21 protein-coding genes are annotated in these 24,996 nt (G+C 44.6%); 10 read left to right on the forward strand and 11 right to left on the reverse strand.

Translation table 11 applies throughout. The features are described from left to right. Positions 1–42: 42 nt before the first annotated feature. From VIA_RS01090 to metK, 4 genes are all read right to left on the reverse strand, one after another. Positions 43–744, reverse strand: a complete 702-nt coding sequence (locus VIA_RS01090) for an endonuclease (protein WP_004409879.1) — start codon at positions 742–744, stop codon at positions 43–45. 78 nt (positions 745–822) lie between these two features. Continuing rightward, a complete protein-coding gene (locus tag VIA_RS01095) occupies positions 823–1,320 on the reverse strand; it encodes a SprT family zinc-dependent metalloprotease (RefSeq protein ID WP_004409880.1) in 498 nt (165 codons plus the stop codon). 69 nt (positions 1,321–1,389) lie between these two features. After that, complete coding sequence (locus tag VIA_RS01100; protein WP_004409882.1) at positions 1,390–2,187, reverse strand: DUF2189 domain-containing protein; 798 nt, start codon at positions 2,185–2,187, stop codon at positions 1,390–1,392. A gap of 273 nt (positions 2,188–2,460) precedes the next feature. Further along, a complete protein-coding gene (gene metK, locus VIA_RS01105; RefSeq protein WP_004409883.1) occupies positions 2,461–3,615 on the reverse strand; it encodes a methionine adenosyltransferase in 1,155 nt (384 codons plus the stop codon). A gap of 320 nt (positions 3,616–3,935) precedes the next feature. On the opposite strand from metK, the gene tkt reads away from it, so the two are divergent. Continuing rightward, positions 3,936–5,930: a transketolase gene (gene tkt / locus VIA_RS01110; RefSeq protein WP_004409884.1), complete on the forward strand. Its 1,995-nt coding sequence runs from the start codon at positions 3,936–3,938 to the stop codon at positions 5,928–5,930. A gap of 187 nt (positions 5,931–6,117) precedes the next feature. Here the strand turns inward: tkt and VIA_RS01115 are convergent, their stop codons facing one another. Further along, the gene (locus tag VIA_RS01115; RefSeq protein WP_004409886.1) at positions 6,118–6,354 is read right to left on the reverse strand and encodes a hypothetical protein; all 237 of its coding nucleotides are present in this window, start codon (positions 6,352–6,354) and stop codon (positions 6,118–6,120) included. A 200-nt stretch (positions 6,355–6,554) separates the two neighbouring features. Between VIA_RS01115 and epd the strand changes: the two genes are divergently transcribed. The 4 genes from epd (at position 6,555) to mscS (ending at position 11,323) form a co-directional block, all read left to right on the forward strand. After that, on the forward strand, positions 6,555–7,595 hold the full coding sequence (epd, locus tag VIA_RS01120; protein WP_004409890.1) for an erythrose-4-phosphate dehydrogenase: 1,041 nt from the start codon (positions 6,555–6,557) through the stop codon (positions 7,593–7,595). Positions 7,596–7,748: 153 nt separating this feature from the next. After that, positions 7,749–8,909: a phosphoglycerate kinase gene (locus VIA_RS01125; protein WP_004409891.1), complete on the forward strand. Its 1,161-nt coding sequence runs from the start codon at positions 7,749–7,751 to the stop codon at positions 8,907–8,909. A gap of 153 nt (positions 8,910–9,062) precedes the next feature. After that, the gene (gene fbaA / locus VIA_RS01130; protein WP_004409892.1) at positions 9,063–10,139 is read left to right on the forward strand and encodes a class II fructose-bisphosphate aldolase; all 1,077 of its coding nucleotides are present in this window, start codon (positions 9,063–9,065) and stop codon (positions 10,137–10,139) included. A gap of 317 nt (positions 10,140–10,456) precedes the next feature. Then, positions 10,457–11,323 carry a small-conductance mechanosensitive channel MscS gene (mscS, locus tag VIA_RS01135; RefSeq protein ID WP_004409893.1) on the forward strand — a complete coding sequence of 289 codons (867 nt, stop codon included), beginning with the start codon at positions 10,457–10,459 and terminating at the stop codon, positions 11,321–11,323. A gap of 49 nt (positions 11,324–11,372) precedes the next feature. On the opposite strand, the gene VIA_RS01140 is transcribed toward mscS, so the two are convergent. Both VIA_RS01140 and VIA_RS01145 read right to left on the reverse strand, forming a co-directional pair. After that, positions 11,373–11,855, reverse strand: a complete 483-nt coding sequence (locus VIA_RS01140; RefSeq protein WP_004409899.1) for a YbaK/EbsC family protein — start codon at positions 11,853–11,855, stop codon at positions 11,373–11,375. Between the two features lie 7 nt (positions 11,856–11,862). Continuing rightward, complete coding sequence (locus VIA_RS01145; protein ID WP_004409902.1) at positions 11,863–12,489, reverse strand: LysE/ArgO family amino acid transporter; 627 nt, start codon at positions 12,487–12,489, stop codon at positions 11,863–11,865. 117 nt (positions 12,490–12,606) lie between these two features. Here VIA_RS01145 and VIA_RS01150 point away from each other — a divergent pair, with 117 nt between their 5' ends. Next, positions 12,607–13,503, forward strand: a complete 897-nt coding sequence (locus VIA_RS01150) for a LysR family transcriptional regulator ArgP (protein ID WP_004409903.1) — start codon at positions 12,607–12,609, stop codon at positions 13,501–13,503. A 111-nt stretch (positions 13,504–13,614) separates the two neighbouring features. Next, positions 13,615–14,310, forward strand: a complete 696-nt coding sequence (locus VIA_RS01155) for an oxidative stress defense protein (RefSeq protein ID WP_004409908.1) — start codon at positions 13,615–13,617, stop codon at positions 14,308–14,310. A 65-nt stretch (positions 14,311–14,375) separates the two neighbouring features. Here the strand turns inward: VIA_RS01155 and VIA_RS01160 are convergent, their stop codons facing one another. Both VIA_RS01160 and pykF read right to left on the reverse strand, forming a co-directional pair. Then, positions 14,376–15,035, reverse strand: coding sequence for a GntR family transcriptional regulator (locus VIA_RS01160; protein WP_071816267.1), 660 nt, complete (start codon positions 15,033–15,035; stop codon positions 14,376–14,378). Positions 15,036–15,214: 179 nt separating this feature from the next. Continuing rightward, the gene (pykF, locus tag VIA_RS01165) at positions 15,215–16,627 is read right to left on the reverse strand and encodes a pyruvate kinase PykF (RefSeq protein ID WP_004409910.1); all 1,413 of its coding nucleotides are present in this window, start codon (positions 16,625–16,627) and stop codon (positions 15,215–15,217) included. A 430-nt stretch (positions 16,628–17,057) separates the two neighbouring features. Between pykF and VIA_RS01170 the strand changes: the two genes are divergently transcribed. The 3 genes from VIA_RS01170 (at position 17,058) to VIA_RS01180 (ending at position 23,061) form a co-directional block, all read left to right on the forward strand. Next, positions 17,058–17,819, forward strand: a complete 762-nt coding sequence (locus VIA_RS01170) for a DeoR/GlpR family DNA-binding transcription regulator (protein WP_004409912.1) — start codon at positions 17,058–17,060, stop codon at positions 17,817–17,819. A 77-nt stretch (positions 17,820–17,896) separates the two neighbouring features. Beyond that, positions 17,897–19,729 (forward strand): glutamine--fructose-6-phosphate transaminase (isomerizing), encoded by a 1,833-nt coding sequence (glmS, locus tag VIA_RS01175; RefSeq protein WP_004409916.1) that lies wholly within the window; start codon positions 17,897–17,899, stop codon positions 19,727–19,729. Positions 19,730–20,256: 527 nt separating this feature from the next. Next, positions 20,257–23,061, forward strand: coding sequence for a methyl-accepting chemotaxis protein (locus tag VIA_RS01180; RefSeq protein WP_004409918.1), 2,805 nt, complete (start codon positions 20,257–20,259; stop codon positions 23,059–23,061). A gap of 98 nt (positions 23,062–23,159) precedes the next feature. On the opposite strand, the gene VIA_RS01185 is transcribed toward VIA_RS01180, so the two are convergent. Both VIA_RS01185 and VIA_RS01190 read right to left on the reverse strand, forming a co-directional pair. Continuing rightward, a complete protein-coding gene (locus tag VIA_RS01185) occupies positions 23,160–23,690 on the reverse strand; it encodes an MltR family transcriptional regulator (RefSeq protein WP_004409921.1) in 531 nt (176 codons plus the stop codon). A 56-nt stretch (positions 23,691–23,746) separates the two neighbouring features. Further along, on the reverse strand, positions 23,747–24,895 hold the full coding sequence (locus tag VIA_RS01190; protein ID WP_004409924.1) for a mannitol-1-phosphate 5-dehydrogenase: 1,149 nt from the start codon (positions 24,893–24,895) through the stop codon (positions 23,747–23,749). Positions 24,896–24,996: the final 101 nt, after the last annotated feature.

Below are 24,996 nucleotides of genomic sequence, written 5' to 3' on the forward strand. Positions count from 1 at the left end.
AATTAATTACTGGAAACTCTCAATTTCATTACACGGAGAGAGCTAGAGCGCCTGGCAAGCTTGGTAAACAAATGGATTGTGATTACCTTGGATTTTGAAGATACGCTCTTCACGTTTGCATTCCCACTTATCCACTGGGAACTGCGTGTTCCATGCTGTCATTAACTGGGTTTGCTGCTTGGACAATTTAAAGCCGTACTCTTGACTCATGTAAAGGTAAGTTCGCGCAATCGAGCCTTTTGCTCTATCGGGCGGCATAACCTTGCGCTGCTTAAAGTTAACCTGCATTTCGCAGCGTCCGTAGCTGACGCCATCCACTCCGTTCCACTGGCTGAAGTTGTAGTTAGAGCGATCGCCATTCACTTCACCAATTGCAGGGGTTAGGTTATGCAGATCTGCTTCCATCAGGCGGAAGGTCTTATCCTTCTTAGTGCAGTTCTTGCGTCCGCCAGTCTGCCAACATTGGCGCTGGTGGCCAAATTGCCATGCTGGGACGACATGTTCCCATTCAATACGAGATGCGCGTTTTTGTTGCTTACGGACTTGGTAACCACACGAGTCTAAGTCAGGTGTTCCTTTGCGCCCTTGCCATTTTATATCGCAGCCGCAGTAAAAACTGGTTGGGTGATCGGCGTAAATCTTTACTGCTTCTTTTTTTGCTTTGGAGAAAGAGGAAGGCGGGGCAGCATGGCTAGCAATAGTGAAAAATGTAAATAATAGACTGAAAAATAGGGTTCTTTTCATGGAATTCCGCATTAGAAAAGTAGTATGAATTACAGTCTAACACGCAATTATGGGGATTATTGCTGAGAATTTTCTTAATTAAGTAAGCTGTTTGCCGGTGAAGCTTAACGTCTGTTGGCACTGTTGGCAGCGGTAACTGGCTTGGTTTCGCACTACTTTATTATGGCGACGAATAGACAGTGGATAGCTTGTGCAGGCGCAAAGATATTCAAACGTTTTCCCTTGTACGGAAGTAACTTCAAAGCTATGAGTTGTTTTTGCGGCTACCTTAAAGACCGCTTCCATCACGCCTTGCCACTCTTTTCCATGTGGCCTAACACGGCCATAGACCTGATAGGTAATCAGGTGAGCAACTTCATGAGGAATAACGTCAGTAAGGAAAGCTTGTTGGTTTTCTTGAAATAGCGTTGGGTTCAAGCGAATTTCGTTTAGCTGCAGATAAGCTTTACCTGCTGCTTTACCGCGTAGCTTGTAGTTTAGTTTTGGTTGAGGGAAGGTGCGTTTGAACGCGAGCTGAGCCTGCTGGATGCAATCAGCAATCACTTTATGTGCACGATAATTGAGTTCTGAATCCACAACCACTCCTAAATAAAAGCCCCAGCTCAAATGGCTGGGGCGCATCATAGATCGAAATGGCTTAGCTTGTTAAGGGTGATGTTTCTTCTTGATGGTTTCGTGGTAAGCGTGCCAAGTACCATAACCAAGAATTGGCATAGTAAATAGCATGCCAATACCGTAAGTGGCAAAGCCAACCAAAATACCGCCACAAATCAATGCAGCCCAAACAATCATTGCAGGGATGTTGGACTTAACCGCGTTAAAGCTGGTGAACACGGCAGTCATCATATCGACGCGGCGTTCCATCATCGCTGGAATAGAGAAAGCCGAAATACTAAACACCACGCAGGCAAGGACGAAGCCAACCAATGAACCTATGACGAGGAAAGGCATAAATTCTGTCAGTGGCGCCCCTTGTACTGAAGGGTAGAGGGCGTGAAGTAGCGCGGCAATACGCATCCAGAAAATCATACACACCGCTAACAGCACAGCAAACGCCCACTGGGAGGTGGAGTTGCGGCTAATGGCTTTCATTGAGTGGAGCAAGCTAGCGCTATGGCCTTTTTCTCGTTCCCAAGCAGCATCATATAAGCCCAAAGCAAGGAAAGGCCCAATGAGCATATAGACCACTAGACTTGGCATCACCACAAGGTGAGTGCCTTGCCATTGAACGAGGAGCACAATACCGATTGCTGCTGCCATAAAGCATAACCCATAGAAGGCACTGATTAAGGGCATTCTGACAAAGTCATGCAGGCCAAGAGACAGCCAGTGGAATGGTGCTGAAATACTGAGTTGATTACACGGAATCGTGCGAGCGTATTCCGAGTCTGGGACTTCTTTCTGTTTATCTTTAAAGTCGTCTGGATTCACCGTACGAGGCATACATCCTCCTTGATCGATTCTCTACGTAGACTAAATTCGTTGGCAAATTTAGCGTTGGAAACTCGATGCCCGGCTTGGCGACGTCTGGGATGTAAGCGGCGCATCAGTTAACGCTAACGAGGTTTCAATCGCTGAAATTGCTCGTTAACATATTTTTAACTATTGACCCCATGGCAAAAAAATACAACTTTACGCCATAAATTTATCCCTAAAGAAAAAGGGCCTTTGGTTACCCAAAAGCCCTCTTAAATTCTATTATTTCTTAAATTCTAATTACTTAAGACCAGCAAACTCTGCAAGAATTGCTGCTTTGTCTGTTGCTTCCCATGGGAACTCTTCGCGGCCGAAGTGACCGTATGCTGCCGTCTTCTTATAGATAGGCTGAAGCAGGTTGAGCATTTCTTGTAGACCGTATGGGCGTAGGTCGAAGTTCTGGCGAACAGCTTCTACGATGATGTCGTGAGATACTTTTTCAGTACCAAACGTTTCAACCATGATAGACGTTGGATCAGCTACACCGATTGCGTAAGAAAGTTGGATTTCACAACGGTCAGCCATACCAGCTGCTACGATGTTTTTCGCTACGTAACGTGCTGCGTATGCAGCAGAGCGGTCTACTTTTGATGGATCTTTACCAGAGAAAGCGCCGCCGCCGTGACGAGCTGCGCCGCCGTAGGTATCTACGATGATTTTACGGCCTGTAAGACCACAGTCACCCATTGGACCACCGATTACGAAACGGCCAGTTGGGTTGATGAAGAAGTTAGTCTCTTTGTTAATCCACTCTGAAGGCAGTACTGGTTTGATGATCTCTTCCATTACTGCTTCACGTAGATCTGGAGTAGAGATTGAATCACAGTGCTGAGTTGAAAGAACAACCGCATCGATACCAACAATCTTACCTTGGTCGTACTGGAAAGTTACCTGAGATTTAGCATCTGGACGAAGGAAATCTAACTTGCCGCTTTTACGCACTTCAGCTTGCTTTTCAACAAGACGGTGTGAGTAAGTAATTGGTGCAGGCATTAGAATTTCAGTTTCGTTAGTTGCGTAACCAAACATGATGCCTTGGTCGCCAGCACCCTGATCTTTAGGGTCTGCTTTGTCAACGCCTTGGTTGATGTCAGGAGACTGCTTACCGATAGTGTTTAGAACTGCACAAGAATTAGCATCAAAGCCCATGTCAGAGTGAACGTAACCAATTTCACGTACCGTCTCACGAGTGATCTCTTCGATATCAACCCATGCTGACGTTGTGACTTCACCACCAACCATTACCATGCCGGTTTTTACGTAAGTTTCACACGCAACACGTGCCTTTGGGTCTTGTTCTAGAATCGCATCAAGTACTGCATCAGAAATTTGGTCTGCAATTTTATCTGGATGGCCTTCTGATACTGACTCAGAAGTGAACAGGTGCTTAGCCATGTGAGCTCCACTTTATCGATTGAGAGTGACCAGTTTAATTAACTCATCACTATTAAATAATATTAAAAACTGTAGGTGTATCTACATCTAGACGTCTATTCTAATTTTGAATGCTCGAATTACAAGCTCTTTTTTCTAATAAATCATAACTAAACGTTTGCTTGGCTGAGCTTAAATATAGATAACTTGGTGGTAAAGGGAATGAAATCTCAGAAAATTGTGAACTTTTGGCTTGGAAAACGTTTGCAGTGCCACAAGTGCTTTGAGAGAATTATTATTCACACACTTATTTGATTCGCTTAATGCATTCAGGAGCTGACATGTCTTCTCGTCAACATCTCGCCAACGCAATCCGTGCTCTAAGTATGGATGGTGTACAACAAGCTAACTCTGGTCACCCAGGTGCACCTATGGGTATGGCTGACATCGCTGAAGTTCTTTGGCGCTCTCACCTAAACCACAACCCAGCTAACCCAGAGTGGGCTGACCGCGACCGTTTTGTTTTGTCTAACGGCCATGGTTCAATGCTGATTTACTCTCTACTGCATTTGGCAGGTTACGAGCTATCGATTGACGATCTGAAAAACTTCCGTCAGCTTCACTCTAAAACTCCAGGTCACCCTGAGTACGGCTATGCACCAGGTGTTGAAACAACAACAGGTCCTCTAGGTCAGGGTATCACTAACGCTGTAGGTATGGCGTTAGCTGAGAAGACTCTAGCTGCGCAGTTCAATAAAGAAGGTCATGACATCGTAGACCACTTCACTTATGCATTTATGGGTGATGGCTGTCTGATGGAAGGTATCTCTCACGAAGCATGTTCTCTAGCGGGTACATTAGGCCTTGGCAAGCTAATCGCTTTCTGGGATGACAACGGTATCTCTATCGATGGTGAAGTTGAAGGTTGGTTCTCGGATGACACACCTAAGCGTTTTGAAGCTTACGGTTGGCACGTAATCCCTGCAGTAGACGGTCACGATTCTGAAGCAATTAATGCAGCAATTATCGCGGCGCAAGCAGATCCTCGCCCAACGCTTATCTGTACTAAAACTATCATCGGTTTTGGTTCACCTAATAAGTCTGGTTCACACGACTGTCACGGTGCTCCACTAGGCGCTGAAGAAATTGCAGCGACTCGTAAGCAACTTGGTTGGGAACACGGTCCATTTGAAATTCCTGCTGATGTATATGCACAGTGGGATGCAAAAGAAGCTGGCGCAGCAAAAGAAGCAGCGTGGAATGCTAAGTTTGACGCATACGCGGCAGCTTACCCTGCAGAAGCGGCAGAACTTAAGCGTCGTCTAAACGGTGAACTACCAGCACAGTGGGAAGAGAAAGCAAGCGCAATCATTGCTGACCTTCAAGCGAACCCAGCAAACATTGCATCACGTAAAGCGTCTCAAAACGCACTAGAAGCGTTCGGTGCGATGCTACCTGAATTCCTAGGCGGTTCTGCTGACCTAGCACCTTCTAACCTAACCATGTGGTCTGGTTCTAAGTCAGTGTCAGCTGAAGATGCATCGGGTAACTACATCCATTACGGTGTACGTGAATTCGGTATGACAGCAATCATGAACGGTATTGCACTACACGGTGGTTTCGTACCATACGGTGCAACTTTCCTAATGTTCATGGAGTACGCTCGTAACGCAATGCGTATGGCTGCACTGATGAAAGTTCAGAACATTCAGGTTTACACGCACGACTCTATCGGTCTTGGCGAAGATGGCCCTACTCACCAACCGGTTGAGCAGATCGCTTCTCTACGTCTAACACCAAACATGAGCACATGGCGTCCATGTGACCAAGTTGAGTCGGCAGTGGCTTGGAAACTAGCAATCGAGCGCAAAGATGGCCCTACTTCTCTTATCTTCTCTCGTCAAAACCTTGCACAGCAAGAACGTAGCGAAGAGCAAGTAGCTAACATCGCGAAGGGTGGTTACATCCTGAAAGATTGTGTAGGTAAGCCAGAGCTTATCCTTATCGCAACAGGTTCTGAAGTTGAACTAGCGGTGAACGCTGCTGCTGAACTAACGGCTGAAGGTAAGAAAGTGCGCGTAGTCTCTATGCCTGCAACTGATGCGTTCGACAAGCAAGATGCAGAATACCGCGAAGCAGTTCTACCATCTGACGTAACGGCTCGTATCGCAGTTGAAGCGGGTATCGCTGACTTCTGGTACAAGTACGTTGGCTTTGGTGGCAAGATCATCGGTATGACAACGTTCGGTGAATCTGCTCCAGCAGGTGAGCTATTCAAGATGTTTGGTTTCACAACTGAAAACGTAGTAGGCACAGCGAAAGAATTGCTTGCTTAATATTCTTCAGACTTGAAGCTGCAGCGTTGTTAACAGCGTAAGTTCCCCCTAATCACATAGAGCCTCTATGCTCATAGGGATGAACTTACTTGTTGCCTAGCTGCAACTTCAATTATTTTGAATATAAAATGAGAAAACCGAGCCATTTGGCTCGGTTTTTTTATATTGGCTTCAGTGAGTTTAAAGTTTATTCAAACTCATTACCCCAGTTATCTTTTTCTTTGCGACCACATACTTTACACGTCACGTATCGATCCATGTCGTAGTAATGTCCACCATTGATAAAGGTGTGAGCCATCAGCTTAACTCTTCCAAGTAACGAACGATCAGTGTCGTAGCTGCTCGTTTTTCTCACTAAGATTTCGCTATGAGGCGTTTCTTGCGAACATTGCTTACAAAAGTGGGTAGCTGGGTAACCAGACATAGTCATTTCCTTTGGTTGATGAAACTAGAAAAGAAACAGCCAACAGAAAATAACTTATCTATCTTTCCATGATGCATATCATTCGAATATCAATCAAGTTTTATAAAATTAACACTTCGGTACATATCACGAATTTAATGCGCTTTGGATGGCTATCGGTTACTATTTGTGACACGAAAATCATGTAGGGCGATGGAATCATGCTAAAAGTTGCGATCAATGGATTTGGACGTATCGGTCGTAATGTACTGCGTGCAGTATATGAAAGTGGCAAAAGCCAACAGATCAAAGTTGTCGCGGTCAATGAGTTGGCCCAGCCAGATGCAATGGCTCATTTACTTCAGTATGACACCAGTCATGGGCGTTTTGGTAAGAAGATTTCCAATGACCAAGAGCATATCTATGTTCACCATGATGCACCTTATGAGGGGACGGGGGAGTTTGACTCAATCCGCATTCTGCACCTGAGTGATATCGAACTTCTGCCATGGCGAGATCTTGAGGTCGACTTAGTTCTAGATTGTACGGGGGTCTTTGGCTCTCAGGCTGACGGTCAGGAACATATTAAGGCTGGAGCAAAGAAGGTGTTGTTCTCTCATCCTGGAGCGAGCGATTTAGATAACACCATCATCTATGGTGTTAACCATGACACGTTAAAAGCAGAACACAACGTGGTTTCAAATGGTTCGTGTACCACTAACTGTATTGTCCCTATCATTAAAGCTCTTGATGACGCTTTTGAAATCGAATCAGGCACCATTACCACCATCCACTCATCAATGAATGATCAACAGGTCATTGACGCTTACCATTCTGACTTAAGACGTACTCGCGCAGCGAGCCAATCCATTATCCCAGTGGACACTAAGTTGCATAAGGGTATTGAAAGAATCTTCCCGAAATTTTCTAACAAATTTGAGGCGATTTCAGTACGAGTACCGACTGTTAACGTCACTGCGATGGATTTAAGTGTCACAATTAATACAAATGTGAAAGTTAATGACGTAAATCAAACCATTGTTAACGCATCTCAGTGTACATTACAGGGCATTGTTGACTATACTGAAGCGCCGCTCGTTTCTATCGACTTTAATCATGATCCCCATAGCGCGATTGTCGATGGTACACAGACACGAGTGAGTAATGGGCACTTAGTTAAAATGCTTGTTTGGTGTGACAACGAATGGGGCTTTGCGAACCGCATGCTGGATACGGCGCTCGCAATGCAAGCTGCAAAATAAGTCGTAATGCAGCGGTGGAGAAATATTTATTTTTGTACTTGAAATAAATAATCAACGACTCCATATCAAAACCAGTTTGAAGAATTTATAGGTCTGGCAGGGTTGCCGGGCTACTGAAAAACTTTACTTATTGAATATTTGAGAGGACACATCATGTCTGTAATCAAGATGACTGACCTGGAACTAGCAGGTAAACGTGTATTTATCCGTGCGGACCTAAACGTACCAGTAAAAGAAGGCAAAGTGACTTCTGATGCACGTATCCTAGCATCTCTACCAACGATCAAGCACTGTCTAGAAGCAGGCGCTAAAGTTATGGTTACTTCTCACCTAGGTCGCCCGACTGAAGGTGAATACGCAGAAGAGTTCTCTCTACAACCTGTAGTTAACTACCTAAACGACGCACTAGATTGCGAAGTTAAACTAGCAAAAGATTACCTAGATGGCCTAGAGCTAAACACTGGTGAGCTTGTTGTTCTTGAAAACGTTCGCTTTAACAAAGGCGAGAAGAAGAACGAAGAAGAGCTTTCTAAGAAGTACGCTGCGCTATGTGACATCTTCGTAATGGACGCATTCGGTACAGCTCACCGTGCACAAGCGTCTACTCATGGTGTTGGTATGAACGCACCTGTTGCGTGTGCTGGTCCTCTACTGGCTGCTGAACTTGAAGCGCTAGGTAAAGCAATGGACAACCCACAGCGTCCACTGGTTGCTATCGTTGGTGGTTCTAAAGTTTCTACTAAACTAACGGTTCTAGAGTCACTATCTAAAATCGCTGACCAACTTGTTGTTGGTGGTGGTATCGCTAACACGTTCATCGCAGCTGAAGGCCACAACGTAGGTAAGTCTCTATACGAAGCAGACCTAGTTGAAACTGCTCAGAAACTAATGAAAGAGTGTTCAATCCCAGTAGCAACTGACGTTGCATGTGCAAAAGCATTTGATGAAAACGCAGAAGCGGAAATCAAACATGTTTCTGAAGTTCAAGATGACGACATGATCTTCGACCTAGGTCCAGATTCAACTGCAGCTCTAGCTGAAATCATCGGTAACGCGAAAACTATCCTTTGGAACGGCCCTGTAGGCGTATTCGAATTCAAGAACTTCGAAGCGGGTACAGCGGGTATCTCTAAAGCAATCGCTGAATCTGCAGGTTTCTCTGTAGCCGGTGGTGGTGACACGCTAGCAGCTATCGACAAGTTCGGTATTAAAGCTGACGTATCTTACATCTCTACTGGTGGTGGTGCATTCCTTGAGTTTGTTGAAGGTAAAGTGCTTCCAGCTGTAGCAATGCTTGAAGAGCGCGCTAAGTAATTAAGTGAAAGCGGGAGAGTTAATCTCCCGCTTTCTTGTTTGCTGCACATCACACTTTTTTGCTAGAATAGCCTGAGTTGTGAGCAAACGTTTGCAAGAATTTAAACTTAACAAGTTTTATTTTTAAAACGACAGATAAATAGGATTAAATCCATGTCTAAGATCTTCGATTTCGTAAAACCAGGTGTTATCTCTGGCGACGACGTACAGAAAGTATTTGAAGTAGCAAAAGAGAACAAATTTGCACTTCCAGCAGTAAACGTTGTTGGTACTGACTCTGTAAACGCAGTACTAGAAGCAGCAGCGAAAGTTAAATCTCCTGTTGTTGTTCAGTTCTCTAACGGCGGTGCAGCTTTCTTCGCTGGTAAAGGCGTTAAACTTGAAGGTCAAGGTGCTCAAATCCTTGGTGCTGTAGCTGGTGCTAAATACGTTCACGCTGTAGCTGAAGCTTACGGTGTTCCAGTTATCCTACACACTGACCACGCTGCTAAGAAACTTCTTCCATGGATCGACGGTCTACTAGACGCTGGTGAAGAGTTCTTCGCTCAAACTGGTAAGCCTCTATTCTCTTCTCACATGCTAGACCTTTCTGAAGAGTCTCTAGAAGAGAACATCGAAACATGTGCTAAGTACCTAGAGCGCATGGCTAAAATGAACATGACAATCGAGATCGAACTTGGTTGTACTGGTGGTGAAGAAGACGGCGTAGATAACTCTGATATGGACGCATCTGAGCTTTACACTTCTCCAGAAGACGTTGCATACGCTTACGAGAAACTAATGGCTGTTAGCCCACGTTTCACTATCGCGGCATCTTTCGGTAACGTGCACGGTGTTTACCAAGCTGGTAACGTTGTACTTACTCCAACTATCCTACGTGATTCTCAAGCATACTGTGCAGAGAAGTTCGGTATCGCACCTAACGCTCTAAACTTCGTGTTCCACGGTGGTTCAGGTTCTTCTGAAGAAGAAATTCAAGAGTCTATCGGCTACGGTGTTATCAAAATGAACATCGATACTGATACACAGTGGGCAACTTGGGACGGTATCCGTCAGTACTCTGCTGAAAACTTTGATTACCTACAAGGCCAAATCGGTAACCCAACTGGCGAAGCTGCGCCAAACAAGAAGTACTACGATCCACGCGTATGGCTACGTGCTGGTCAAGCTTCTATGGTTACTCGTCTTGAGAAAGCATTCGCTGACCTAAATGCAGTAGACGTTCTATAATTCGTCTCAACTGATTGTTTAAAAGCCCGCTCATTGGAGCGGGCTTTTTTATATCTGATACATCATGATTTTAAGGCGACTATGCGAACAAAAACTCTGGTGAAATGTAATGGCTTTGCGTAGTCTGTAACAAGCCGATATCAGAGTTTTCTGATAAACCTTTGTTTTTGCTCTCTTTGCAAAAACTTGACTTTGAGAATGGTCAAAACTGAGATATCGTGCCAAAAAACTGACATTACTTTAGTGAATGTATAGGGATGTCGTTGTTAATTAGTAATTGAAAGCAGTTTGGTTCATAGATTTTAGAGGATATAAATATGGCAGGTGAATCTACGGGAATTGAAACTCCCCTAGTTGATGGCTTAAGCCACGCAGAAAAATGGCTAACAAATAATTCTGATTTACTGGTTCAGTACGGTGTAAATATCATCTCAGCGGTTCTGATCCTGTTTATCGGTAACATTATCGTAAAAGCAGTAGCGAACAGTGTTTCTAAAGTATTAGAAAAGAAAGACATGGACAAAGCGGTTGTTGAGTTTGTTCATGGTCTAGTTCGTTACCTACTGTTCGTTATCGTTCTAATTGCAGCTTTAGGTCGTGTTGGCGTTCAAACGGCTTCTGTCGTTGCGGTAATCGGTGCAGCTGGTCTTGCTGTTGGCCTTGCTCTACAAGGTTCACTATCTAACTTTGCAGCGGGTGTACTGATTGTTGCGTTCCGTCCATTTAAGTCTGGTGACTATGTTGAGATCGGTGGTGTAGCAGGTAGCGTAGAAGCGATTCAGATTTTCCAAACTGTACTGAAAACACCGGATAACAAAATGGTAGTAGTACCAAACTCAGGCGTTATCGGTAGCCCAATTACTAACTACTCACGTCATGCAACGCGTCGTGTTGACCTTGTGATTGGTGTTTCATACGGTGCAGATCTTAAGCAAACGAAGAAAGTGATTCGTGAAGCGCTAGAAAAAGATGAGCGTATCCTGAAAGATCCAGATATCCAAATCGGTGTACTGGCTCTTGCTGACTCTTCAGTGAACTTTGTTGTTCGCCCTTGGTGTAAGACTGCGGACTACTGGGATGTATACTTCGACTCAACTCAAGCAATTAAAGAAGCGCTTGATGAAGCTGGTATTGAAATTCCATTCCCACAAATGGATGTTCACTTGAACAAAGTAGAAGCTTAATTTAAGCGATACTGACGATTAAAAAGCGAGGCCCTAGAGCCTCGCTTTTTTACATCTCAATAATAGGGTTTTCCAATGCGTGTAGGATGTCCATTAAACGTGAGCTTGGTAAGCCAATCGTGACGTCGGGCTTACCTGGAGTGTATAGCAGCTCCTTTACGCTAAGTAGGCCACGGTCAACGATGATTGGAATATGACTTGGTAAGCCAAATGGACATACCGCTCCCGGCATGCAGCCTATCGCTTTAGTCATCTCATTATCATCGACAATTGACGGTCGCTTGCCCGTTATCGCCTTAATACTCTTAGCGTCTAGTCGACTGTCTTTATCGGTTAATAGCAGGGCGTATCCTGCTCCTTTGAGCTTTAAGAACAGGCTTTTACTGTGTGTACCTGTCCAACCTAGCTGCTTGGCAACTTTTTCGTCAGTGATAAAGTCGAGAATCGGTTCGTGCTGCCACTCTTGATAGTCAATGGACAACCTTTGTAGTAACCCTTTGTTAAATTGGTAAATCGTTTCGAGTTTATCCATGGGACACCTAGATGAATTGATTAAGTAGCTCGTTTGCCAAAATGGCTGCAATCACAAACATCATAACGGCAACAGCGATATCAATACCTTGCTTCACTCGCGGTTGTGACAACACTGGGCCAAGTTTTGCAGCTCCGATTGAAAGGGCAAAGAACCAGACCAGAGAAGCCAACATCGTCCCCACAGCAAATGCCATGCGATCTTCTCCTTCAAATTGACCACCTATCGAGCCGAGAATCACCACAGTATCAAGATAAAGGTGTGGGTTAAGCACAGTAACAGCCAGTGCCCCAAGGATGACGGCTCTTTTTCCTCGCTGCGTATGTTGGATTGCATCTTCGTCTTTGTGTGTATAGAAAGCACTTTTGAGAGAGAGCAAACCATAGACGGACAAGAAAGCGATCCCTCCTAGGGTGACCAGAAATAATAGGGTGTCATTTTGCGCCAGCAAAGCTCCACCCCCAAAGATACCCAGTGAGATAAATACAATGTCGAGGACGCTGCATATAGTAGCGGTCGTTAAGTGATGCTGGCGTTTGATGCCTTGATTCAAAACATAGGCGTTCTGTGCGCCAATAGGAATGATCATACTCGCGCCAAGGCCGAAACCTTGCAGTAGAAGCCAGAGGTTCATGGCTAAGTCTCCATATTATTTGTTGATGGCGACAAAGATAAGCAAGCTAGCCATATAAGTATATTTAATATTATTTATGTTATATAAGTAACTCTAATACCCAGGGGGGAGGGAGTTATGCGAGGCTTAGATTATCGTTGGATAGAAGCGTTAGAAGCAGTGGTGAGTTATGGTAATTTCGAGCGTGCAGCTGAAGCTTTATTCGTGTCTCAATCGGCGGTTTCACAACGAGTGAAGCAGTTAGAGAAGTTTTTGGCTCAGCCTGTTTTAGTCAGAGAACAGCCGCCTAAACCGACGCCGGTTGGACAAAAACTCCTGGCTTTGTACCAGCAGGTGCAATTACTAGAGAGTGAATTTATCCCTGAACTAGATGGCAATAGAGTCGCTAAAGTGCAACGAGCCGCGATTGCAACCAATGCGGACAGTTTAGCCACTTGGCTACTTCCAGCATTAGCCCCCGTGATGAAGTCGAGAGACATTGAGCTTAACTTAGCCGTGTACGGTGAAGGTCGCACTCTAGATAAGTTAAAGAATGGCGAAGTGATTGGGGCATTAAGTATGGAACCCAAGGCTATGGCCGGCTGTGAAGCGAATTACTTAGGTAGAATGGATTACGTTTGTGTCGCCAGTCCGGAGTTTGCCGCCACTTATTTCCCAAATGGTGTGAATCGAGAGGCTCTACTACAAGCGCCAGCTGTCTCATTTGACCAATATGATCAGTTGCATCGAGACTTCCTCAAACTGCATTTTAATATTTCATCTGATTCGGTGACGCACCACCATGTGGCAAGCTCGGAAGCGTTTGTTAACCTTGCTTTGATGGGCTGTGCCTATTGTTTGATTCCAAAGCTACAAATAGAGGCTGAACTTGCATCGGGTAAATTGGTGGATTTGATGCCGGACTTTTTTATGAGTTTTCGAATTTATTGGCATCATTGGCAACTTGAAACTCGTCTACTCAGTGAGATTACGCAGGCAATCATTAATCACACCAAAGAGTTACTTCCGAAGTAGTGATCAAGTTAGGGCCTGAGGTTAATTCTTTGTCAGAACTTGAGCTACTCTCTGGCCTAAATTTAATCGCTACCTATGATGTAACAAGTGCATTCAAAATGGTGATGAAGTATGAACGTGTTTTCTAAAGTTGCAGCAGCGCTGTCACTCTCTGCGATAAGTTTCGTCTCTTTGGCGTCTAGCCCGGACTTCCCGCATCTCTCGACAACAGGGTATGGAGAAGTTGTAGCTAAGCCAGATATGGCGCAATTCTCAGTTAAAGTTGTCGACTCAACCATGACCGCTGAACAGGCGAAGCAATCAGTGGACGACAGTGTTACGGCATTTTTAAAGGCTCTAAATAATGAAGGTGTTGCGAGCGGAGATATCGCTAGCTCAAACCTCTACATAACACCGCAATACCACTATCCAAAGGAAGGCAAACCTGAGCTTGTTGGCTACCGAGCATCACGCAGCATTACCGTGACGGTTGACGATCTCGCTGATCTCAATCGTTATTTAGACCTAGCACTGAATTCAGGCATTAATCAGGTCGACAATATTCAGTTGAAGGTAAAAGACCAAGCGACGTATCAGCAACAAGCGCGTATGGAAGCGATTAAAGACGCAAATAGCAAAGCGGAGTCCCTCGCTAAAGGGTTCGGTAAAGAGATTAATGGCGTGTGGCGTATCGACTACAATATGTCGGGGAGTCAGCCAATTTTGATGCGCTCGATGGCGATGGACGCAAGAACAGAATCAAACAGTTACCAAGATTCAAGTATTGTGATTCGTGACCGCGTCGATGTGATTTACAAGTTAGATTAAACCTTGGTTGAGTAGACATAGATAGAAAAAATCGAGCATCAAGCTCGATTTTTTGTTTGTTATCTTTACGCTGCCGATTCTATTATCTGTTGGATCTGCTCTTTAGTTCGATTGAGGTGAATATCCAATCTCTCGGCTGCTTTTTCTGCATCTTTAGCCAGGGCTAACTTCATGATTATCTCGTATTCATCTAAGTTAATCGCGCTATTATCTAAACCATTCACAGCTGCGTAGTAACGGTAGCGCTTCGCTTGGTTTATCAGGTCGTTAAAGAAGTTCAGCATGTTTTTAGAGACGGCGCCTTCAAGTAGAGAGATATGGAACTGATGCTGACGCTCTTCCCATTCTGCCCAGCCAACGTCTTCTTGAGATAGCTTGATACGTGATAATTTATGGAATGAGGTGAGTAGTTCAAGCTCCCAACTTTCGTCACCAGCTGTAATCGCTTGTTTAATCAGTGCGGATGCAACGAATCTTAAACTATCGTAAAGATCGGTTAATTCGCCAATCGAGACTGGTGCAACCCAGCATCCTTTTTGTGGCTCAAGGCAAACGTATTTTGTCCAAGAAAGTTGTACTAAGGCCTCACGAATCGGTGAAGCGCCAACCGCGTATCTCTGTTTCAAATCGGCCACAACAAGCTTTTGACCAGGTAGAAGCACTCCATTCAAAATATCTTGCTGGATCATTCTGGATACTTTGTCAGTTAACGTTGGACTTGACACGTTGCGTTCCTCATTTGCGCACAGAGATTGGCGATATAAAATCGATATAAATTTAACGGTATGAGATACCGTGGTCGATATTGATAATACAGCGTACTGAATATGTGAGCAAGAAAGAAATACAAAAAAAGAGGGCATAAGCCCTCTTTTTATTTAATTGAGTAATTTACTCTAATTAATTATAGAACGTGTACAGACGCAGTGTTTGTTGTGCCTGAAGCAACTAGTGCACCAGAAACCATAACTACGATGTCACCCTTGTTACCAAGGCCAGATTCTAGAGCGATTTCTTTACCCGCTACGTAGAATGCGTCAGTGCTTTCGATTGAATCAACAACCACTGGAGTCACACCTTTAGTAAGAACTAGCTGTGCAGCAGTCTTAGTGTTAGTTGTTAGTGCAATGATGTTTGCAGTTGGGAAGTATTTACGTACCGAACGTGCAGACTTACCGCCTTCAGTTGCAACAACAATCAGTGGAGCAGCTAGTTTTTCAGCTGTGTCTACTGCACCTTTACATACCGCTTCAGTGATACGTAGGCGTGGGCTGTCTAGACGAGAACCTAGTTCAGCTTTAAGAGCTGAATCAGTGCGGTTCGCGATTTGAGCCATGATAGTTACTGCTTCAACAGGGTATTTACCTTTCGCTGTTTCACCAGAAAGCATTACAGCATCAGTACCGTCCATTACTGCGTTAGCAACGTCGCCAGCTTCAGCACGAGTAGGGCGTGGGTTGTTGATCATAGAATCAAGCATTTGAGTTGCTGTGATAACCATCTTACGTGCGCGGTTACACTTCTCGATCATCATCTTCTGCGCGAAGATTACTTCTTCAGCAGGGATTTCAACACCTAGGTCACCACGAGCAACCATGATGCCGTCAGAAAGCTCTAGGATCTCGTCGAAGTTATCAACACCTTCTTGGTTTTCGATCTTAGAAATGATGTGGATGTTCTCGCCGCCGTTTGCAGTTAGAACTTCACGGATTTCTTGAACGTCAGATGCTTTACGGATGAAAGATGCTGCAACGAAGTCAACGCCTTGCTCACAACCAAATTTAAGGTCGTTCTTATCTTTTTCAGATAGAGCAGGTAGGTTTACAGAAACGCCTGGTAGGTTAACACCTTTGTTTTCGCCAAGTGCACCGTTGTTAAGTACTTTACACTTAACTTCAGCGTCAGTTGTAGAGATAACTTCCATTTCGATTAGGCCGTCATCTACAAGGATAGTGTTACCAGCGTTTAGGTCAGCAGCAAAACCAGCGTAAGTTACTGCAACTTTGTCTTTGTTACCAACAACTGTTGTGTCAGTTGTGAAAGTGAACTCTTGGCCCGCTACTAGATCAACGTCGTCGCCGTTCTCTAGTTTGATAGTGCGGATTTCTGGACCTTTAGTATCTAGTAGGATAGCTAGTTGCTTACCAGACTCTTCCATAACTTTACGGAAGTTCGCGATACGAGTGCCGTGCTCTTCATAGTCACCGTGAGAGAAGTTCAGGCGCATTACGTTCATGCCTGCATTTACTAGTTCAGTTAGCTTCTCTACAGATTCAGTTTTAGGGCCAATCGTACATACGATTTTGGTCTTTTTCATGGAAGATACTCTCCGGTCGATAATAGTTACAATTTGAAAGTCGGTTATTGGTCTGAAGCCAAAGCTATTTTTAGGCATTTTGTGCCTGCCAACTTATAAAAATAGCCAGTTGTGTTGTTAGCTCCAGAACTGAAAGTCTTTCATAAGTTTAGTCATTTTATGACCAACTTATTGGGATTTAATGCCGTATTTGTGTGACAAAACTAGGATATAGACGCTAGGTTGCAAAAAAATAACGGTCAATTCTGTAATTTTTTTTCTTTTCGGTTGCGAATTCTACCACCGAATCATTTCAATATCACTGCTTAACATTTGTCTTAGGACAAGGTTTTATCGCTATTTATTAATTTTTTGGATCGAAATAAATGGACTTAAAAGTTTCGACTTGACTATAATAACTTTCAGTTCGAAACTTTAAAGTGTTAATTAAATGTCGAAACGAAACACTCAGCTAAGAAGACACACTATATCCAACCTAGTCAACGAGCAAGGTGAGGTGAGCGTTGAGGCTCTGTCTGCTCAGTTTGAAACATCTGAGGTCACGATTAGAAAGGATCTTGCCTCTCTTGAAAAAAATGGCCAGTTGCTTCGCCGTTATGGAGGTGCAATCGCACTACCCAAAGAAGTGGTGAGTGACGAAATGAGTGAAAATGTTTCGATTCGAAAGAATGAGCTGGCACAAGCTGCTGCCAAATTGATTCGTGAACATAATCGAATTGTTATTGATAGTGGTAGTACAACCGGGGCATTGATTAAACAGCTTGATGGCATGAATGGACTGGTTGTGATGACTAATTCACTCAATGTCGCTAATGCCCTTAATGAGCTAGAAAGTGAACCTACGTTATTAATGACAGGGGGGACTTGGGATGCACATTCTGAGTCTTTCCAAGGGCAAGTTGCTGAATCTGTTCTACGATCATATGACTTTGACCAATTATTTATTGGCGCCGATGGGGTCGATTTAGACCGAGGTACCACTACCTTTAATGAGTTAGTTGGCCTTAGCAAAGTCATGGCGGAAGTGTCACGTGAAGTGATTGTGATGGTGGAGTCAGAAAAAATCGCTCGAAAGATCCCAAACCTAGAACTTGCCTGGGACGCGATCGATATCTTAATTACAAATAAAGACTTAGAGCCTGAGTACAAACAAAAAATCGAATCTCATGGCATCAAAGTAATTTGCGCATAAACAGATAAACGAATTTAAAAACTTACCGAATATGGCCTTTGCTTGCTGCCAGTCGGAATTGAGAAATGGAGTAAAACATGTGTGGAATTGTTGGTGCGGTAGCACAGCGTGATGTAGCAGAAATTTTAGTCGAAGGTCTACGTCGCTTAGAGTACCGCGGTTATGACTCTGCGGGGGTTGCCGTTGTTGATGGCGAGTCAAACTTAACCCGTGTGCGTCGTTTGGGCAAAGTTCAAGAGCTTGCTGATGCTGTCGAACAAGCGAATGTGCTTGGCGGAACTGGTATCGCTCATACGCGTTGGGCAACACACGGTGAACCTTCTGAAGCGAATGCTCACCCACACATGTCTGGTGATATTGCCGTTGTGCACAATGGCATCATTGAGAACCATGAAGAGCTCCGTGAACTTCTCAAATCACGCGGTTACGTATTTCAGTCTCAAACGGATACAGAAGTCATTGCTCACCTAGTTGAGTGGGAACTGCGTACGTCTGAAACTCTAGTTGAAGCATTCCAGAAAACCGCTCAGCAGCTTGAGGGTGCATACGGTACCGTTGCGCTAGATCGTAAAGATCCTTCGCGCATCGTCGTTGCCCGTTCTGGTAGCCCAATTGTGATTGGTTTCGGTGTCGGAGAAAATTTCCTTGCTTCTGACCAATTAGCTCTGCTTAACGTAACTCGCCGCTTTATGTATTTAGAAGAAGGTGATGTGGCAGAGGTTACCCGTCGCGAAGTGACGGTATTTGATGCGACAGGTGAGCGTGTTGAACGTGAAATTACTGAATCAAACGCTGAGCATGATGCGGGTGATAAAGGCCAATACCGCCACTTTATGCAGAAAGAGATCTACGAGCAACCAACCGCATTAATCAACACAATGGAAGGCCGTATTACGGCAGATTCTGTTGTGACGGAAGCTATTGGCGTGAATGCCGCAGAAATTCTAAGCAAGGTTGAACACGTACAGATCGTAGCATGTGGTACCTCTTACAATGCCGGTATGACCGCGCGTTACTGGTTCGAAGACATTGCAGGTGTGAGCTGTGATGTAGAAATTGCTTCTGAGTTCCGTTACCGCAAGTTCGTCACGCGTCCAAACAGCCTGCTTATTACTCTGTCTCAGTCTGGTGAAACGGCGGATACTTTAGCGGCCCTTCGCCTAGCCAAAGAGAAAGGCTACATGGCGGCCATGACAATTTGTAACGTGGCGGGCTCTTCGTTGGTTCGTGAGTCGGACTTTGCCTTTATGACTCGCGCTGGGGTGGAGATCGGTGTGGCGTCAACGAAAGCGTTCACGACTCAGCTTTCTGCACTTCTTATGCTAGTAACAGCACTAGGTAAACAACAAAGCCGTATCAGCAAAGAGAAAGAGCAAGAGATTGTGGAAGCACTTCACGCGCTACCGAAGCAAATTAATGCAGCTTTATCTTTTGAAAAAGAAATTGAAGAACTCGCGACAGATTTTGCCGATAAACACCACACTTTATTCCTTGGTCGCGGCGAGTTCTATCCAATTGCGATGGAAGCGTCACTCAAGCTAAAAGAGATTTCATACATTCACGCTGAAGCCTACGCTGCCGGTGAATTGAAACACGGTCCTCTGGCATTGATTGATGCAGACATGCCAGTCGTGGTTGTCGCACCGAGCAATGAGCTATTAGAAAAGTTGAAATCTAACGTAGAAGAAGTACGCGCTCGTGGCGGTTTGCTTTATGTGTTTGCTGATGCGGAAGCGGGTTTTCAAGCGGATGAAACAATGAAAATCATCACTATGCCGCATGTGAGTGATATAACTGCACCTATCTACTATACGATTCCAATGCAGTTGCTATCTTACTATGTCGCTTTAATCAAAGGGACGGATGTCGATCAACCTCGTAATTTAGCCAAAGCGGTAACCGTTGAGTAAATAGGAGTTAGTCGTAAATCAAAGCGGTGCAAAGGCATCGCTTTTTTGTTGGCTTATTTATAATAATAAGAGCATTACCCTGAGGCTTTGCTCTTAGAAGTTTCAATCACTTGTCATTGACCACTGCACAATCAGGTTTACACTCCAACCAAGCACATCGCGGTGTGGATCAGTTAGGGAAATGGAGTCGCTGATTTGCTGATAGATTAGATATTAAGTGGCATGGCGCGATCAATTCACTTTTTTTAGTGGGTTGAAATCTCTCTTTTTCCCTTGTTAACAACCTCTTATCCGTTTGAATTCTATGTAAATTAGCCTATACAGGCGATGTTTTCGGTAGATGTTACAGAATCTTACTTACGGTTGTTTTCGTTCATCAATCATTGTTTTCTTGACCACTGCTTTTTTATAGAAGTGACGGCTTCGTTAACCTTCGATTTTTGGTATTTTCGCGCTTTTTAGCGTCAAAAAACTGGATGTTGTCATCAGAAGCGTCAATTTTTCGAATATATAGAATAGGGATATATATGGGCCAGTGGTTAGGTCGACTCAAACTTTCTCAATTGATTATTGGGGCGTTAGTTTTTATCGGTGTAGTGCCTGCGGTGATTCTAGGCATGAACTCTGTGTGGTTAAGTCAAACTGCTTTAACAGAGCGGTCATACAATCAGCTTGATACCGTAAGAAGTATTAAATCTGCACAAATCAACGCGTTTTTTGCCGAGAGGCAAGGAGATATGGATGTATTGGTGGATGTGGCCAATACACTCCAATTGGAGGGCTTTCGCAAACTAGAGGCCATTAACCAGTCACAGGCGAATCAGGTTAACGAATACATCGAGCAACTAAAGCTGGGTCTACGTTTATTTGCTGATTCCTATACCACAAAAATGGTGATGCAGGAGTTTGAACGCGCATTTCAGGCGCAAAATGGCAGCATCAGTGGCCGCTTGTGGAGTGGTGTTGCTGAACGGTATGGTGAAGAAGTTGATCGTTTCCAGCAAAGCTTCGGCTGGTATGATGCGTTTTTGATCAATACCAATGGTGATATTGTCTACACCACGACACGTGAACAGGATATTGGCAAAAATGTTCGTTCCAGCAATATTGCTGGCTCAGGCTTAGAGAAAGCGTTCAGTCGTGCCAAGCAGTCTTCGAAATTTGATGAAGTCTATTTTGGGGATTTTACCCTTTATCACTATTCCAATAATGTCCCTGCCGGATTCTTTGTTACCCCGATTAGCGATCAGAATAATAAGGTGATTGGCTACGCGGCGCTTCAGTTTCCAATCGACAAAGTCAATTCGATTACTGGTCAAATCCAAGGTATGGGCGATACTGGAGAAACTTACCTAATTGGCACTGATAAATTGATGCGTTCCGACTCTCGTCTCGACCCTGTTGGGCACTCTGTGGTTGCGTCGTTTCAAAATAATACTCGAGTAGAGACGCAAGCCTCCGAGCAAGTCTTTCAGCAAGCAGGCTCCAGTATTATCACCGATTATAATGGCAATCTAGTGTTGTCGGTATGGCAGCCAATCAAGTTAGACGACCAGCATCAGTGGGGGATCATCTCTGAAAAAGATGTCACAGAGGCCTTCGTGCCTAAAGACGATCAAGGTGTGGATTTCTATCATAAATACATCGAAAGCTATGGTTACTACGATCTGTTTTTGATCGACCCAAGTGGTGAAGCCTTTTATACCGTGACCAAAGAAGCTGATTATAAAACCAATCTAGTTAGTGGCCGTTATGCTTCAAGTAATCTTGGCCAGTTGGTACGTGAAGTATTGAACAGCAAGCAGTATGGGATTGTTGATTTTGCACCATATGCACCATCAAATGATGCCCCTGCTGCGTTTATTGCCAAACCGATATTAAATCAGCAGGGCGACGTCATTATGGTGGTCGCTTTGCAGCTATCATTGGATGCGATTAATGCGGTGATGCAATTGCGCGAAGGGATGGGCGAAAGTGGTGAGTCTTACTTAGTAGGTTCTGATTATCGTATGCGATCGGACTCTTACTTGAGTCCGGAGGCCCATTCAGTAACCGCTTCTTTTTCTGGTAGTGTGGAAAGCAATGGCGTTAAAACACAAGCGACCTTGGAGGCTTTAGCGGGGAATTCTGGTTCTAAGATCATTACCGATTATAACGGCAACCAAGTATTGTCTTCGTATGCGCCTTTGGATATCGGTGATTTCCGCTGGGCATTGGTGGCTGAAATTGATCAAAGTGAAGCCTTTGTGTCAGTGAGTAAGATTCGCCAGAGTATGGTTTATCTGATGATTGGAACACTGCTGTTCACCGTTGCTCTCGCTATCTATCTTGCTAAAGTGATTAAGAAGCCACTTGGTGGAGAGCCGAGAGAGATGATGCTGCTAGCTCAGCAAGTGGCTAACGGTGACCTCACTTACCAATTTGATCGTCAAGCACCAGCAGATAGCTTGTATGGTGCGTTGCGTGAAATGTCAGACAACCTCAAACAGCTTATTGCTCATATTGTCGAAGCGAGTCAGAGCCTTGCATCGACGGCAGAGGAAACGTCAGTTGCCAGTGAGCAAACCACTCATGCAGTGACGACTCAGCATCGGGAGACTGAATCGGTTGCTTCTGCGATTGAACAAATGACCGTATCGATTCAGCAAGTGGCTCGCAGTACCCACGATGTTGCACAGGCATCGATGGCTGCACGTGATACCAGTACCTCTGGCCAGAAAACCTTAGATAAAGGCAGTCTTGCCCTTGGTAGCTTAGTTCAAGAAGTGTTTGCGGCTAACCAAGATATGAAAACCTTGCAGCTAAAGAGCAATGAAATTGGTCATGTTTTGGTGGTTATCCAAGAAATTGCTGAGCAAACTAATTTGCTAGCGCTTAATGCTGCGATTGAAGCGGCAAGAGCGGGTGAAGCTGGCCGTGGCTTTGCTGTGGTTGCGGATGAGGTGAGAACACTGGCGCAGCGGACGCAAACATCAGCATCGGAAATTCAGAATATGATCTCCTCTGTTCAGCAAGCTGCGAATTCTGCGAGCAGCAATATGACGCGCTGTGAAGATCAGGTAAAAATGACAGAGGAGCTGTCTGAGCAAACCAAGGCAAACTTTGTGGGTATATTGGACTCGATTAACCACATTCATTCGATGATGGAGCAGGTCTCAACGGCAGCCGAAGAGCAGGCTAAAGTGACAGATACCGTTAGCGGTAGTATCGCAACGATAAGTGAAATGTCGCTACAAACATCGGCAAGCGCAGAGCAGCTCGCTGGGGCAAGTCATGAAGTGGCGCAATCTGCGGAAGAGCTCAATGCATATACTTTGCAATTTAAGGTGTAAGAGTACCTAGTATGGGGCGTAACAATAAATAGGCTGTCTCGATTTGAGCAGCCTATTTATATAAGGGATTAACTGGCGCAGCTCAATAACCTATGATGTTAGAATGGACTATCTTTACCGAGCTCATTGCAAATCTCAACAATAGCGAGTGAGAGGCCCGATTTAATGATTTGCTGCTGACGCTGCAATTGCAGTTGATAAAATTCTAAGTCGATATCGTCATCAGTCTCAGTGACTTCTAATTGAACCATGCCCATTTTTTTTACTAAATGCAGTTTTTTGATTGGAGCTAGGACACTTGGATCAGTAAATTCGTAGTCAGATGCATCGCTGTTTAATTCATTCTTTAACCTAATAATGTCTTCGATATCGTGGTAGATATCATCGGGTAATACACCTAGACCAAACAGCAACTTCAAGCGTACGGATAAATCCCCAAGTGGTCCAGAGTCTTGTAAAAGTGGGCCTACAACTGACTGAACAGCGAAGTTGTCTTTGAGAAAAATCCTTTGTACTAGGCCATCAATTGAGTCGGTAAAGACATCGACGGCTGCAATAAAAAAGCCTCGTACCGAAGGTGCGCTATTTAATCGCTCTATGATCTCGGTTTCGTTGATACTATCTGCCATATACTGAATACATTTTTAATAATTATTTAAGGGGGAACTAACGCTCCCCCTGATGTTTAAATTTGGTTGTAAAGCGTCTCTATTTGAGCCACTTCAGCACACTCTTCCGCAAGACCAGTGTATGTCGCTAGCGTTCTTTTTATGCCCACGTCGTTTAAGGAGTTTTGCAGTTCTACTGCTTGTGGGTCAGTGTCGTTAGTGTACTTCAATGCCGCGGCAATGCCTTTCAAAAGAGTTTGATTTTCAGTGCCATACTCGATTGTACCGAGTAAAGGCTTCACTAATCTATCATTTGCACCCAGTTTACGAATAGGTTGGCGACCTACGCGATCAACTTCATCCACCAAGTATGGGTTAGCAAAGCGTCCTAGAATCTTCTCGATGTAAGCATTGTGCATGTCGCGGTCGAAACCGTAACGTTTGATCAGCACTTCGCCACTCTCGATCATCGCCTGTTTTACTTCAGCATGAATACTTGGGTCTTCAATCGCTTCACGAATGGTGCGATGGCCTTTCAAGCAACCTAGGTAAGCGGTAATGCAGTGACCTGTGTTCAAGGTGAACAGCTTACGTTCTACAAACGCCATTAGGTTGTTGGTTTTTTCCATACCTGCGATGTCAGGGATTTCGCCCTTGAACTGCTGTTCATCCACAATCCATTCGCTAAAGCTTTCTACCGTCACTTCTAGTGGGTCATCGTTCGCGGCTTCTGCTGGTGGCACAATGCGGTCTACCGCTGAATCGACGAAGCCAACCAACTCGTCTGCTTTTACGTGTAATGATTCATCCAAGTGTTTGTAGACTTCACCTTTTAGATGAGTTGTGCCACGGACCATGTTTTCACACGCGATGATGTTCAACGGTTTTTCGTTACCTGCTGCAAAGCGTTTTGCAATACCGGTCGCGATGGTTTTTGCAATGATGTCCAGTACGTTAGGGCCTACTGCTGTAGTTACCAAGTCGGTTTTTACAATGCGGTCGATGACGTCTTCACTGGCGGAGTTAACCGCGGTGACGTGAGTAACGGTGTCGATTTGGCACTCAGTACCGACCACTTTTACTTTGTATTCTTGTTTGTGGCTCAGTTGATCAACCAGTGGTGCGTCAACGTCTGCGAATGTGACTTCGACTTCTGCGTCTGCTAATAGTTTACCGATGAAGCCACGACCAATGTTACCTGCGCCAAAATGAACTGCGTTTTTCATAAAACTTACCTACCAATGTCTGAAATGTTGACTAAAACGAATCTAGGGTGAGGCCAACCGCATAGGGGGTGACAGCTGACCTCGGTTTGCTCAGGAGCAAA

Source organism: Vibrio orientalis CIP 102891 = ATCC 33934 (genome assembly GCF_000176235.1).
GTDB classification, from domain to species: Bacteria; Pseudomonadota; Gammaproteobacteria; order Enterobacterales; family Vibrionaceae; genus Vibrio; species Vibrio orientalis.

Coding starts and splice junctions, on each gene's coding strand:
- VIA_RS01090 (WP_004409879.1), bottom strand. CDS start 744: ATGAAAAGAACCCTATTTTTCAGTCTATTATTTACATTTTTCACTATT.
- VIA_RS01100 (WP_004409882.1), bottom strand. CDS start 2,187: ATGCCTCGTACGGTGAATCCAGACGACTTTAAAGATAAACAGAAAGAA.
- metK (WP_004409883.1), bottom strand. CDS start 3,615: ATGGCTAAGCACCTGTTCACTTCTGAGTCAGTATCAGAAGGCCATCCA.
- tkt (WP_004409884.1), top strand. CDS start 3,936: ATGTCTTCTCGTCAACATCTCGCCAACGCAATCCGTGCTCTAAGTATG.
- VIA_RS01115 (WP_004409886.1), bottom strand. CDS start 6,354: ATGTCTGGTTACCCAGCTACCCACTTTTGTAAGCAATGTTCGCAAGAA.
- epd (WP_004409890.1), top strand. CDS start 6,555: ATGCTAAAAGTTGCGATCAATGGATTTGGACGTATCGGTCGTAATGTA.
- VIA_RS01125 (WP_004409891.1), top strand. CDS start 7,749: ATGTCTGTAATCAAGATGACTGACCTGGAACTAGCAGGTAAACGTGTA.
- fbaA (WP_004409892.1), top strand. CDS start 9,063: ATGTCTAAGATCTTCGATTTCGTAAAACCAGGTGTTATCTCTGGCGAC.
- mscS (WP_004409893.1), top strand. CDS start 10,457: ATGGCAGGTGAATCTACGGGAATTGAAACTCCCCTAGTTGATGGCTTA.
- VIA_RS01140 (WP_004409899.1), bottom strand. CDS start 11,855: ATGGATAAACTCGAAACGATTTACCAATTTAACAAAGGGTTACTACAA.
- VIA_RS01145 (WP_004409902.1), bottom strand. CDS start 12,489: ATGAACCTCTGGCTTCTACTGCAAGGTTTCGGCCTTGGCGCGAGTATG.
- VIA_RS01150 (WP_004409903.1), top strand. CDS start 12,607: ATGCGAGGCTTAGATTATCGTTGGATAGAAGCGTTAGAAGCAGTGGTG.
- VIA_RS01155 (WP_004409908.1), top strand. CDS start 13,615: ATGAACGTGTTTTCTAAAGTTGCAGCAGCGCTGTCACTCTCTGCGATA.
- pykF (WP_004409910.1), bottom strand. CDS start 16,627: ATGAAAAAGACCAAAATCGTATGTACGATTGGCCCTAAAACTGAATCT.
- VIA_RS01170 (WP_004409912.1), top strand. CDS start 17,058: ATGTCGAAACGAAACACTCAGCTAAGAAGACACACTATATCCAACCTA.
- glmS (WP_004409916.1), top strand. CDS start 17,897: ATGTGTGGAATTGTTGGTGCGGTAGCACAGCGTGATGTAGCAGAAATT.
- VIA_RS01180 (WP_004409918.1), top strand. CDS start 20,257: ATGGGCCAGTGGTTAGGTCGACTCAAACTTTCTCAATTGATTATTGGG.
- VIA_RS01185 (WP_004409921.1), bottom strand. CDS start 23,690: ATGGCAGATAGTATCAACGAAACCGAGATCATAGAGCGATTAAATAGC.
- VIA_RS01190 (WP_004409924.1), bottom strand. CDS start 24,895: ATGAAAAACGCAGTTCATTTTGGCGCAGGTAACATTGGTCGTGGCTTC.